This window comes from Shewanella inventionis (assembly GCF_019931735.1).
GTDB lineage: Bacteria > Pseudomonadota > Gammaproteobacteria > Enterobacterales > Shewanellaceae > Shewanella > Shewanella inventionis.
In genome coordinates this window covers 71,945-84,754 of the sequence record NZ_CP082926.1, presented here as the reverse complement: position 1 = coordinate 84,754, position 12,810 = coordinate 71,945, and the positions used below count along the sequence as shown (strand labels likewise).

Below are 12,810 nucleotides of genomic sequence, written 5' to 3'. Positions count from 1 at the left end.
CGCTTTACAAAATTGCAACATAAATAAGATTAAATATGAGTAGAAGTTATTGTATTAATTGCCAATACCCACAGTCAGCTTGCATTTGTCATGCAGTAAAACCAATCTCTACAGCAACTGACATTATCATCATGCAGCATCCATCTGAGGTGGGGCATGCTAAAAATACCGTTAGGTTGCTCAAGCTGGCGTTGCCACAAACTCAGGTTTATGTCGGTGAAACCGCAGAGGATTTTGCTGAGTTGCAAGGGTATTTAGCTGCGCAAAATCGGCCTGTGTATATTGTGTACCCTAATGAGCACAGCAAAGCGGTAAGTGAGGTGGGCGCTGATAATACAGCGATTATTGTGCTAATTGATGGCACCTGGCGTAAAGCTTACCGTATGTTGCAGCTTAACCCATGGTTGCTTAACTATCCGTCATTGCACCTTGAGTGTGAAGATGAGTCGCAATATGTTATCCGCAAAGCCAAACGCAGCGACAGTTTATCGACCCTTGAGGCAGCGGCTTATACCCTAGCAAGACTTGAGCCTAGTGCCGATATCGCGCCAATATTTGCAGTGTTTAACGCAATGGTGCACCATAAGTTATCCGCTATGCCAGTGGCGGTGCGTGGGCGCTATAATAGCGATAAGTTTAAGGGATAAGACTCAAAGGACAGATGTTATGAATGCTCGCCTTATTGCGATGATAATGCTGATGTGTTTTGCTAGCATGCTTTCGGTCAATGCTTTAGCGACAGACAAGCCACATAAAAAAATGACCTTGGCAGAAAAGGGCGAACAAGCGCGGATTGAATCTGCCGAGCTTGAGCAAACTCAATTGCAAAAAGCCCGTGACGCAGCCAGTGCCACTGCAGAGCGTGAACAAAAAGTGTTAGCCAAACAAGAAGCAAATGATTGGGAAGCACAGCAGCTCGAAAAAGCGAAAGCGCAATCGGAACAGCGTTTAACTCGCGAGCAAAAATACCTCCAGCAAGCGCAAGAGGCCGCAGCACAAACCCGAAAAATCCCACAAGAAACCAGCGATCCTGCTCAATCTGAACAATAACCTTTTTCGCTATAATTTGGAGTGTTGTCTTTGTCGTCTTGCCCATTGTGTCACCAGCAAACGTTTGCTTTTCATCAAGACAAAAATCGTGAATATGTACGTTGCCAACAATGCCATTTAGTGTCGGTGCCCTCGCAGTTTTATTTAGATGAAACGGCTGAAAAAGCCCAATATGATTTACACGACAATGACTTTGCCGATGCAGGCTACCAACGGTTTTTGTCGCGTACACTCACGCCATTATTGGCTCGCACTGGGCTTAATGCCAAAGGCTTAGATTTTGGCTGCGGTGAAGGCGCCGTGCTTAGCCAAATGGCTGCAGCCCAGGGTGTCAGTATCGCTAATTATGATTTGTTTTATCATCCAGATACTCAGGTGCTTAATCAGCAATATGACTTTGTATGTTTAACCGAAGTGATAGAGCATATTGCCGATGCTCATCAGTTAATTGAACAATTAAGCCAACTGCTTTTGCCCGGCGGCATTTTGGCCATTATGACCAAGCGTGTGCTCGATTTGGAAGCGTTCACAAAATGGCACTATAAAAGTGACCCAACCCATATTAACTTTTACTCTGTTGAGACCTTTGAATGGTTGGCACAACAACGCGGTTGGCAACTTGAAATCATCGACAATGACGTCGTGTTTTTACAGCTGCCCTCGATATAAACTCGCATATGTTAATAAATAGATACAATTGTCTGTAGGGTAAATCGGTAAAACAGTTAACAAATGGGGCGTTTCACGGTAGTTTTGTTTCTCAAATAACAACAAAAATGGACCTTACATGCGCCCGACCTCCCTCGCTTTCATGCTTGCTAGTGTATTTGCTAGCAGTGTTTACAGTTCATCTACCGTGGCCAGTGTGCCTAATGCCGCAGAATTAACTGCTCAAGTCGAAAGCAAAGTGATTGCATGGCGCCGCGACCTTCACCAACATCCTGAATTATCAAATCGTGAATTTCGCACCAGTAAAGTGATTGAGAAACACCTCAAATCGCTAGGGCTCGAGGTGCAAACGGGTATTGCACATACTGGTGTGGTGGCGATCCTTAAAGGTGGTAAACCTGGTCCACTCATTGGTTTACGTGCTGACATGGATGCGCTGCCAGTGACCGAAGTGGTTGATTTACCTTTTGCCTCTAAAGCGACAGACACTTATCGGGGCCAAAAAGTCGGTGTAATGCATGCCTGTGGTCACGATACGCATGTGGCGATGTTAATGGGCGTGGCCGAAAACCTCGTGAAGGTAAAAGACAGTTTGGCTGGTGATGTGATGTTTATTTTCCAGCCGGCCGAAGAAGGCGCGCCAGAAGGCGAGCAAGGCGGCGCTGAGTTAATGCTAAAAGAAGGCTTGTTTGCCAAACGCAAGCCTGAGCAAGTGTTTGGTATGCATGTTACCTCAAGCATGCCAACTGGTGTGATTGGTTTACGCTCTGGCCCAGCCATGGCCAGTGAAGATTCATTTACTATTAAAGTGACGGGCAGACAAACCCATGGTTCGCGCCCTTGGGGCGGTGTTGACCCTATCGTGGCTTCTGCGCAGATTATTAACAGCGTGCAAACCATTATTAGCCGTCAGGTCGATATTACTAAAGCGCCAGCGGTTGTTAGCTTTGGCGCCATTAATGGCGGTATTCGTTCAAACATTATCCCAGATGAAGTTGAGCTTATTGGCACTATTCGCACCTTTGATCAGGATATGCGCGCCGATATTAAAGTGAAACTGGCCGAAATTGCCACTAATGCGGCTAAAACCCTTGGTGCCACCGCGACAACAGAAATCCAACCTGGTTATCCAGTTACCGTGAATAACCCAGAGTTGGTTAGCAAAATGCGCCCGGTGATAGCCTCTGTGGTGGGTGACAATAAATTGATTGAGCCAGGATTAATCACTGGCGCAGAAGATTTTTCTTACTATGCGCTAGAAACCCCAGGCATGTTTTTCTTTTTAGGCGTGACGCCAACAGATAAAGTGCCAAGCCAGGTGGCCAGTAACCATTCGCCTGCTTTTTATGTAGATGAGAGCGCACTAAAAGTAGGCGTGCAAACCATGACTCAAGTTGCATTGACCGCACTTGGCACGGCACAATAACCCAGTAAATATAATATTGGACAATAGCTCAAAGGAGCGAGATATGACACGCAAGTTAATCGCGTTGTTGATGACAATTGGCGTATTGAGTACGCCCTCTGTGTCAGCAACACAAGCACAAGACATTAACAGCTTTACCCTAGGCAATGGCATGAAAATCATGGTGCTTGAGGATAGTTCCATCCCTAATGCCAACATGTACATTTTTTGGAAAGTCGGTTCGCGCAACGAAGTACCTGGTATTACCGGTATTTCGCACTTTTTTGAACACATGATGTTTAACGGCTCAAAAAAGTTTGGCCCTAAGATGTTCGACCGCACCATGGAAGCCGCGGGTGGCGCAAATAATGCCTATACCAGTGAAGACTTAACCGTGTACACCAACTGGTTTCCTGCCAGTGGTATTGAGACTATTTTTGATCTTGAATCTGATCGTATCGCCAATTTAGACATTGACCCTGACATGGTTGAAAGCGAGCGTGGTGTTGTGCAATCTGAGCGCACCACAGGGCTTGAAAACTCTAACTGGCGCACCATTCAAGAGGCTCTTAAAAGTGTGGCATTTTCAGCGCACCCTTATAGCTGGTCGGTGATTGGTTATGAGTCTGACATTGCCGCATGGACTTTGGAAGATTTACAGCAATACCACAAAACCTATTATGCACCCAACAATGCGTTAGTGGTGATTACCGGTGATGTAAAACTTGCCCAGGTAAAAGCGTTAGCTGACCAATACTTTGCGCCTATTCCAGCCCAAGCGCCGCCAAAAGCCGTACGTACTGTAGAGCCTGAGCAAAAAGGTGAGCGCCGTGTGTTTGTTAAAAAAGAGTCGGTGAGTACCCCTAATGTGATGCTGGCGTACCACGTGCCCGCCACAAGCCATGCCGATTATTATGCACTTGATTTATTAGCCTCAATGTTAAGTGAGGGCAATAGTTCGCGTTTTTATCAGGCGTTAGTTGATAAGCAAGTGGCTGTAGCGGCTGACACTTATATGCCCATGTCATTTGACCCTAATCTTTTTTATATCCTGGGTGTGGCTAATGCTGGCGTCAGTGCTGATACGCTAGAGAAAGCGCTTATTGAGCAAATTGATTTAATTGCCAGCCAAGGTGTAACTCAGCAAGAGCTCGAAAAAGTAAAAAATATCAAGCTAATGGATTTTTATCAAACCATGGAAACCATTAATGGTAAAGCTAATACTCTTGGTACCTACGAGTTGTATTTTGGTGATTACACCAAGCTTTTTAATGCGCCTGAAGCTTATAACAAAGTGACTCCAGCAGACATTCAGCGTGTGGCACAAACCTATTTAATTAAAGCAAATCGCACTGTTGGTGTGCTCGCGGCGACTGAGGAGTCAGACAAATGAAAACCCTTACTCATTCAACAATGACCCTGTCGTTATCTGCCATTTCGCTGGCATGCTGTTTAACTTTAAGTGGTTGTGCAACAACTCAAAAAACCAGCGTTGAACCGGTTGCCGCAACCCCAAGTTTTGTCATGCCGAGTTATCAAAAAGTGACCTTAGATAACGGCCTAACCGTTAATTTAATGGTGCAAAAAGAAGTGCCATTAGTCACCCTTGATGCAGTGATAAAAGCCGGAGCGGTTAATGACACCACTTCAGGTTTGGCTTATTTAACCTCGCAAAGCTTAATGCTAGGTGCTGCGGGTCAGTCTAAAGCTGATATTGAGCAACAACTCGACTTTATTGGTGCCAGTGTAAATACTAACGCCGATGCCGAGGGCACTTATGTGCGCGCTAATATGATGACCAAAGACATCGACACTGTGTTGGCCATTTTCAGCAATGTTATACGCCAACCCGACTTTGACTCTACCGAGTTTGATAAGCTAAAACAGCGCGAAATTGTGGGATTATCGCAACAAAAAGAAAGCCCACGCGCAGTGATTAGTCGCTACTTTAACAAGTTGGTGTTTGGCAAACACCCTTATGCAAATCCCGCATCTGGCAGCAGTGAGTCAATCTCGACGATTAATGTTAATGAGCTACGAGCGTTTCATAAAGGTTATTACCAACCGAATAACATGAGCATTAACGTGGTTGGTGATTTTGATGTAAATGACATGACAGCCAAGCTCAACAAAGCGTTTGGTGATTGGCAAGCTACAGAAACCGTGATGCAACCAGATTTGAGCCAGGGCTTACCAACACTAACCAAGCCAAGAGTCTTGTTAGTCGACAAGCCTGACGCGATTGAAACTACGTTTTTAATTGGTGGTGTGGGCATTCGATATGACAATCCGGATTATGTTGGTTTAACTGTGGTGAACACCATTTTAGGTGGCCGTTTTACCTCATGGTTAAATGATGAGTTACGCGTAAACGCTGGCTTAACCTATGGTGCGCGCTCTGGCTTTAGCCCATATTCACAGTCTGGGGTATTTCAAATTAGTACCTTTACTAAGTCATCGACCACCAAAGAAGCCATCGATTTAGCCTTGCTCACCTATTCGCGTTTATGGGAAAAGGGCATTGATCAAGCGACGCTCGACTCAGCCAAAGCGTACGTTAAAGGGCAGTTTCCGCCTAAGTACGAAACCAGTGGCCAATTAGCCGGTTTACTGTCTGACATGTACTTATATGGCATGAACGATGATTTTATTAACCAGTTCCAAGCTAAAGTGGATGGCCTCACATTAGCTGAAACTCAACGCTTAGTGGCTCAATACTTTCCGCAGCAAAATCTGCAGTTTGTGTTAATTGGTAATGCTGCTGAAATTGCCGATATTGCTGCACAATACGGTGAAGTGACTCAAGTGAACATTACCGATACTGGCTTTGGTCAATAAGCGTCGTTGACCTCGGCACGAGGTAATCAATAGACATAAAATGGCCTACTGATTTGTTCAGTGGGTCATTTTTTTATCCGCGAGTTGGAGTACACTGACACTCTAAGTTGGTATGGCATTTAGGGGGGGGGGATGAAGCGTCGCTCGTTACTATTACTAGGAGCATTGAGTATTACTCTGTCTTTGAGTGCGAATGCCGACAAGGTGTTATTGGCTGAGTTATGCCCGCACTTGGTGGGTGAATGGCAAGGTACTGCAGCCAACCCCAACTTGGCGCCAATGGCGGTGACAACCTCGGTGATGTGCTCGGCCGATCAAGGTAATTTATACATTAGTGTCAGTCGCGGTAGCCGGTTTTCAAATAGCGAAACTTGGTGGTTTAGGCAGCAACAAGATAACGTGTTATTAATTTACGCTAATGGTGTGACCGATGACGTAATGCAGCACCTGACGTTATATCGGCAGTCGGGTAGTTTTTCTTTTTTGGGTAAAGGAGAGATCAATCAGCGCCCAGCGTTAGTGCAATTGCAATTTGACCCGATAAAGGCCACAGCAGACAAGCCGAAAAATGGCTGGCAATGGCAGCAAAGTGCCCACTACCTTGACGATGATAGCGAGCAATATCAGGTGGTTAGAGCGCTAAGTTTGTATCCGTCTAAGTGATGGTTAAAGCACCAATATGTAAGTAGCAAATCCCGCCCAACTTAGTACCAATAACCCGAGCAACCCCCAAGCCATTGTGGTCATTTGAGCGCTTGATTCGCTATGGTCCATCTCAGTGTCATCGATATCATTAACCTGGTTTTTTGCTTTTAAGCGTTGTTTACGCGCTTTGTCTCTGTCGCGCGCTTTGGCTTTTTCACGTTTCTTGTATTCTGCAATGCCCTTTTCTATCCCAGCAGCGATGAGCTTAGTTTGTTCTTTGGTTTGACCAGGCTTTTGTGTGGCTTTGGCCATGGCAAGTGCATCGTTTTGAGTTTCTGGCGAGGGCGTTTGTTTCATTATTCAGCGCCTATAAAATCTAACTGACGCCAAGCTTCATAACTGATAATGGCAACTGAGTTAGATAAGTTTAAACTGCGGCTGTTGGCTGTCATAGGAATGCGTAAACGCTGTTCTAATGGTGTGGCGTTGATGATATCCATGGGCAGGCCACGAGTTTCTGGGCCAAACAACAGTACGTCATCTTTTTGAAAGGCGATTTGGGTATGTGGACGGCTGCCTTTTGTGGTGCAAGCCATGATACGTTTACCAGGCATGGCGGCCAAAAAACTTGCGTAGTCTTTATGGCGGGTAACCCGAGTTAAATCTGCGTAGTCTAAACCGGCACGGCGTAGTTTTTTCTCTTCTAAATCAAAACCCAACGGTTCAATTAAATGCAGTTGTGTACCGTTATTAGCACATAAACGGATAATGTTGCCAGTATTGGGGGCGATTTCTGGTTCGTAGAGTGCGATATGAAACATAGTAACCTTAAGACTTTGCGAGGCTTAAAACAGGGAAGAAATTATACCTGAGCAGAGCTTAAGCGTCATCCATTGCAACTCAGGTAAAGCTAAAAGCGGTGAATAGAGTAATGTTGCTGCTCAAGATGAGTACGGATTTTATCTGCACTTGCACACTGACTATTTAACCAAACAGCCATTGGGAATTGGTAAAATACCATAGCTGAGTCTTGTAATAACATTGCCGGGAAGTTGAGGTTATTGCTGGCGTAATCAATTGCCTGTTGATCGCCATACACATAATCGACCTCTTGATTTAGCAATAACGACACACCTTGCTCTATGGTATCAACAAGGGTCAGTTTAGCCCCAGCCTTGGCAAATGAACGTACTTTTCGATCGTCAAGTGAGAGAGGTAGGTGGGCAATCACTTTGTTTTTGAGTTCGTTACCTATAAACACTTGAGGCTCAGCAAGGCGAAATAAGGTTAATGGTATGGTTTTATCGGCCAATATCACCTGCAAGTGTTGCTTAGCAGGTGTTTGTGGTGGAATAAAACTCAAGCACCACTTTTTTTGGGTGATGTATTTTTGTGCATCGCGACTGCTGATAAATGTTATTTTTGGGCTAAAAGCACTGTATGCAAAAGCGCGTTTTAGCAACACCACTACCTCACCTTGCTCGCTCGTGTGTTGAGTCAAATAAGGCGGATACTCAAAAGCAATGACGTCGATTTCTTGGGCGTGACTGACAAATATACAACAGCATAATAAACCAATGATTATTCGATACATATGGAAATCGTTAATGTGATGATAATGTTAAGCATAGCATCACATCGGCGATGTGTTTAATCTTAATGACTTAATTGATTCGGTATGCTGATGGTAACGATTAGGCCGTGGGGTTGCTGATTTTGAGCCGCTATGTGCCCCCTATGAGCTTGAATTGCCGCTTGAGTAATGGCTAAACCAAGCCCCCAACCACCAGATTCTCTATCGCGTGAGCTGTCTGGACGATAAAAAGGAGTAAAAATCGCTTCTAGTTCTTCTTCTGGTAAGCCTGGTCCATCATCTTTAACAAGTATACTCACCTGATGCTTAGTTTGTTGGCTTTCGATATAAACATGCTTTTCTGCATAGCGAATGGCGTTACGCAGTAAGTTTTCAATCGCGCGTGATAAGGTTTTAGGAAAGTGTTCAAAGCAAATCGAGTCATCGATGTTGATGTGTAGCTGTTTTCCTTGTTGCTCTGCTTCAAACTCCGCGTCATCAAGTACCTGGCTTAAGGTTTCTGTTAACTCGGCAGTGAGGCGTTTTTCAGTGGCGTTAAGTCTTACTCGTGACAAGGTAAGCAGTTCACTAATGAGCGCTTCTTGTTGCAGCGCCTCATATTCAATACGATCGAGCTCAGTACTGTGCTGGCCTTTTTTACGTGCAAGCGCAAGTGACAATTGTAAGCGTGTTAATGGCGTGCGTAGCTCATGGGAGATATCGCCCATTAAGCGTTGCTGGTTATTCACCATGGTTTCTACTGCATCTGCCATGGCATTAAATGCCACGGCAAGTTGACCCATTTCATCTCGGCGGCTAGCGGTTGCCTCGTCTACACGATTGGCTAAATCACCCCGTGCTAAGGCGTTGGCACTTTGCTTTAAAGAGCGTAATGGTTTACCTAAATACCAGGCTAAAAGGCCACATAAAAAACCGGATAATAAAATTGCTAATCCTGCGGTGAGTAATTTATTGTCGGCAAAAAATAAAAACCAGGGCCGCGGGTGATTGTCAGGCAAACGGCCGAATAATTGATAGGTTTTGCTGTTAACCTCGAAAGAATAAGGCCCAAAAATCAGTTCATCTCTAAACTGGTGGCTAATTGGTTGGTCGGCTTCTTCTGCCATTAATAGAAAACGTCTAAATTCTCGAGAAACACGTTTATTGTTTAGTACTTTACCTTGGTCGTCGGTTAAGTATAAACGGATAGGACCGCCTTTATGGTTGCGGCCGCGTTGTAAACGTTGCAGGTTTTCGCTCTCTAGTAATTGCGGTTGCTGCTGAATGCGTTCAGCCACATGCTGTAGTACCTTTTCAAGGCTAGGTGGGAGCTTTGAGCGGTCATGATTTTGCTGCAATAGCGGTAATAATGACACCAAAGCAATAATCAATGAGCTGCACAGCCAAAAGCCTAGCAGCAGTTTGAAAAACAAGCGATTGAAAGGGTTTTGCTTTAGCATTACGGTATCCAGATATAACCTTTGCCACGTAAAGTTTTAACTCGTGGGCGGCCATCTTGGCGTTCAGGCAGCTTTTTACGTAGGTTGGATAAATGCATGTCTAGGCTGCGATCGAACGGCATTAATTTTTTGCCTAATACGTTTTCACTTAATGATTCTTTGGTGACCAGCTCGCCGCTTTTTTCAAGCAAATGAAACAGCAATAAAAACTCAGTACCGGTTAAGATAATCAGTTGGTCATTGCAATAGGTTTCTTGACGCGTTGGGTCGAGGCGTAAATCGCCAAACTGCATCATGTCGTTGACTTGTTGATCTTGCTGAGTCGTTTGTGCTCTGCGCAAAATAGCACGAATACGGGCTACTAACTCACGGTCGTTGAATGGCTTTGGCAAATAATCATCAGCACCAATTTCTAACCCAACAACGCGATCGATTTCGTCACCGCGAGCGGTTAACATTAATACGGGTGTTTGCTTGCGCTGACGCAGTGCGCGTAATACTTCAAAGCCATTTAATTTGGGCAGCATTACGTCGAGTAGAATTAAATCGAAATCTTGTTGTTGTGCGAGTGATAACCCTTGCTCGCCGTCGTAGGCCTGGGTTAATGCAAAGCCTTCAAGCTCGAGCAGTTGACTGAGTAAGTCAGATAGCCCAACGTCATCGTCTATCAATAAAATGCGATTCATAACTGTCCTCTAGCACAAAATAAAATCGGTAAGTTAACTTAACATACCGATTTTCAATCAATTAAAGATTATCTCATACTCGAGGCAATTTACATTAACATTGCATAGTTTTACATTTTAGCGTTTGCTTGCTTTTTTACGTAACGAGTGACTTTGACTACGACAAATGTCAGTAAAATAGCCCCTAATATCAAGCCGACTGAGAATACTGCATTTTGTAATGCAGCAGGATTAAGCACTAACATCCCGCCTAAGCCGAGCATCATAATGCCAGACATAAGCTTAAGTACTTCGCCTTCTTTTTCGGTGAGTTTGCGTTTGCCTAGGGTCATTGAAAATACAATTACGATAGCCGCTAATGGAATGACGTATACGATGTTATAGGCAATAAGATACATATAACGTTGCATGGTATCAACGTCTGACAATGACAAAACCGAAGTGTAAATCATTGGAAATCCAGCTGTGCATAATAGTTCATAGGCATTGGCTAAAATGGCCAAAATCGTTGAGCCTAAAATCATGGTCGGTAATGAGCTAGCTTTGGAGAGTTTACCCATGCGTTTGATGAGTGAGCCGCGGTTTTCGACCGACATCGATAAGCTCACATCGCCGCGCCCATAAAAGTAATCTTTAATATTGACCATTGCCGCGACCAGTGCCAACACACCCGCGCAGGTAATAATGATACCGCCATCGCCACCACCTAAGAGCTGGAATAAGTTGAGCCATGCACTCATAAAGATAAAGTAGATAAAACCAGAGAAGAACACAAAAATGCCACCCACTAGCAGCATGCGTTTACGGCTACCCGCATTAACCATAATGCTCAGTAAAAACAGCAACACGAAAAAGGCGCAGGGATTAAAGGCATCAACACCGGCCAACACTAAGGTGAGTACAGGTAATGACATTTGCTCAGGATGAACCGCACCAATTAATGGAATATCAACAGGCTGTACTTGTGGTTTTTGCTCGATTTGGCTCGTGCTGTCAAATGACATGCCGCAGCTGCCTTGGGCATTTGGGTCATCACTGGTGTCGGCACAGGTTTCAAATAAAGGGGCATCGTTGCTTGGTGCCGCCACAAGGAAGTCATCGAGTGTATTGCCTATCTTGGCTTGACCACCCTGGCGTTGGTAGCAGTCAATGAGGCGTTCTAAAATGTAGCGACCTGTGACATCGTGGTTGTTGTAGCCAACAACGGCTTCGCCGCAAATGGCAAAATACGGTACTGATTTGGGTTCAACGCCAGTCAGCTTGCCTATTTGCATGAGTTTATCGACATTGCCTTTGTCGCTGATCACGTAATCGTGCAACTCAATCCAATCAAAGCGTTCACCAAGTGCATCAATAAAGGGATGCGCTTCGCGGCAATGCGGGCAGGTTTTAGACCAAAAAAAATGCAGTTTTATAACAGGTTGTTGGTTTTGTTGGCTATACCAAATAGTGTCATCTATTGCTGCAGATGAAGCGGCGACCGCATTTGGTGCTAATAGAAACATGCCAACTAGTAAGAGTATGTGGCCAATTAATCGGTTCATCTTCAATTCCATTAAAACGCTAATATGATGATTTTATGCCCTTATCTGTTTGCTGAAAGGGTTAAGTCTATTTTTCGTTAACTGGCTCTCATTACATCGATTTTTATGATCCAATATGTCTAGTGGATCAAGGATTATTGACCTGAATAATCCATAAAATGGCTCTTTACATAGTTTTACCCATGATTAACCCTACTTGACATTGCATTGGTTACACTGAGTATCAATCTGTTAAGGCAGAAACTAAATACTCATACATACCGAGGTACTTAACAATGAAGACATCATCGATCATCAAGACCAGTTTAGTGGCCTTAGTGGCAAGCTCGGCATTATTAGCTGGACAATTATATGCAGTTGATACCGCAGCAGACTCGACTGTGAAAACAGAGCAAACTTGCAAAAAAGGTAAAAGGCATCAAGGCCCTAAAGATGGCATGCACAAGATGTTACGCAAACTGGATTTAACCGATGCTCAAAAAGAGCAAGTTAAAGCGGTTGTTGAAAAATACAAAGCTGATCGCCCAGAAAAACCAACTGAAGAGCAACGTGCTGCGCACCGTGCTGAAATGTTAACGCTAATTACAGGCGCAAGCTTTGACGAAGCGAAAGCAACTGAAATGGCTGAATCAAAGCAGCAAATGCATTTACAGCGCATGTTGACGCATTTAAAAATGCAAAACGAAATCTATCAATTATTAACCCCAGAACAACAGCAAAAGTTTCAAGAAAAGTTTGCTAAAGATAAAGGCGGTAAAGGTCGTCGTTAATCTCTAGCAGTATGCTAAAGCCAATAAATTAAAGCCGTTACCTTGTGTGACGGCTTTTTTGTTTATGCAAGTTTGCTAATGGTCACAGTTTGATAAATGGAGGTTGGTGTGGTGTGTAAACTTTGTCCTCATATAGTGTCTAGCTTGCTATAATCACGGTCGATATATAC

Annotated in this window: 14 protein-coding genes; 8 read left to right on the top strand and 6 right to left on the bottom strand. The window is 44.3% G+C overall.

Features of this window, described 5'->3' with window-relative positions; genetic code table 11:
• Positions 1–35 precede the first annotated feature (35 nt).
• The 7 genes from K8B83_RS00415 to K8B83_RS00385 all read left to right on the top strand — a co-directional run bounded on the left by K8B83_RS00415 (position 36) and on the right by K8B83_RS00385 (position 6,625).
• Positions 36–647: a tRNA-uridine aminocarboxypropyltransferase gene (locus K8B83_RS00415; protein WP_188735844.1), complete on the top strand. Its 612-nt coding sequence runs from the start codon at positions 36–38 to the stop codon at positions 645–647.
• Positions 648–666: 19 nt separating this feature from the next.
• On the top strand, positions 667–1,050 hold the full coding sequence (locus tag K8B83_RS00410; RefSeq protein WP_223418901.1) for a hypothetical protein: 384 nt from the start codon (positions 667–669) through the stop codon (positions 1,048–1,050).
• A gap of 30 nt (positions 1,051–1,080) precedes the next feature.
• Positions 1,081–1,719 (top strand): class I SAM-dependent methyltransferase, encoded by a 639-nt coding sequence (locus tag K8B83_RS00405; protein ID WP_188735842.1) that lies wholly within the window; start codon positions 1,081–1,083, stop codon positions 1,717–1,719.
• 118 nt (positions 1,720–1,837) lie between these two features.
• Positions 1,838–3,145, top strand: coding sequence for an amidohydrolase (locus K8B83_RS00400; RefSeq protein WP_188735840.1), 1,308 nt, complete (start codon positions 1,838–1,840; stop codon positions 3,143–3,145).
• Between the two features lie 43 nt (positions 3,146–3,188).
• Positions 3,189–4,517, top strand: coding sequence for a M16 family metallopeptidase (locus tag K8B83_RS00395; RefSeq protein WP_188735838.1), 1,329 nt, complete (start codon positions 3,189–3,191; stop codon positions 4,515–4,517).
• A 20-nt stretch (positions 4,518–4,537) separates the two neighbouring features.
• Positions 4,538–5,962 carry a M16 family metallopeptidase gene (locus tag K8B83_RS00390; protein WP_373284846.1) on the top strand — a complete coding sequence of 475 codons (1,425 nt, stop codon included), beginning with the start codon at positions 4,538–4,540 and terminating at the stop codon, positions 5,960–5,962.
• Positions 5,963–6,094: 132 nt separating this feature from the next.
• The gene (locus tag K8B83_RS00385; protein ID WP_188735835.1) at positions 6,095–6,625 is read left to right on the top strand and encodes a hypothetical protein; all 531 of its coding nucleotides are present in this window, start codon (positions 6,095–6,097) and stop codon (positions 6,623–6,625) included.
• Between the two features lie 3 nt (positions 6,626–6,628).
• Here K8B83_RS00385 and K8B83_RS00380 read toward each other — a convergent pair whose 3' ends face one another.
• The 6 genes from K8B83_RS00380 to K8B83_RS00355 all read right to left on the bottom strand — a co-directional run bounded on the left by K8B83_RS00380 (position 6,629) and on the right by K8B83_RS00355 (position 11,870).
• Positions 6,629–6,964, bottom strand: coding sequence for a DUF2956 domain-containing protein (locus K8B83_RS00380; RefSeq protein WP_188735832.1), 336 nt, complete (start codon positions 6,962–6,964; stop codon positions 6,629–6,631).
• On the bottom strand, positions 6,964–7,428 hold the full coding sequence (gene trmL / locus K8B83_RS00375; protein ID WP_188735829.1) for a tRNA (uridine(34)/cytosine(34)/5-carboxymethylaminomethyluridine(34)-2'-O)-methyltransferase TrmL: 465 nt from the start codon (positions 7,426–7,428) through the stop codon (positions 6,964–6,966). Before trmL ends, K8B83_RS00380 begins: the two co-directional genes overlap by 1 nt.
• 89 nt (positions 7,429–7,517) lie before the next feature.
• Positions 7,518–8,201, bottom strand: coding sequence for a hypothetical protein (locus K8B83_RS00370; protein ID WP_188735825.1), 684 nt, complete (start codon positions 8,199–8,201; stop codon positions 7,518–7,520).
• 62 nt (positions 8,202–8,263) lie between these two features.
• Complete coding sequence (locus tag K8B83_RS00365; RefSeq protein WP_188735823.1) at positions 8,264–9,640, bottom strand: ATP-binding protein; 1,377 nt, start codon at positions 9,638–9,640, stop codon at positions 8,264–8,266.
• On the bottom strand, positions 9,640–10,326 hold the full coding sequence (locus K8B83_RS00360; protein WP_188735822.1) for a response regulator: 687 nt from the start codon (positions 10,324–10,326) through the stop codon (positions 9,640–9,642). Before K8B83_RS00360 ends, K8B83_RS00365 begins: the two co-directional genes overlap by 1 nt.
• A gap of 110 nt (positions 10,327–10,436) precedes the next feature.
• Entirely contained in the window at positions 10,437–11,870 is a 1,434-nt protein-coding gene (locus K8B83_RS00355; RefSeq protein ID WP_223418899.1) for a thioredoxin family protein, read from the bottom strand.
• 275 nt (positions 11,871–12,145) lie between these two features.
• Here K8B83_RS00355 and K8B83_RS00350 point away from each other — a divergent pair, with 275 nt between their 5' ends.
• A complete protein-coding gene (locus K8B83_RS00350; RefSeq protein ID WP_188735818.1) occupies positions 12,146–12,640 on the top strand; it encodes a Spy/CpxP family protein refolding chaperone in 495 nt (164 codons plus the stop codon).
• Positions 12,641–12,810 lie beyond the last annotated feature (170 nt).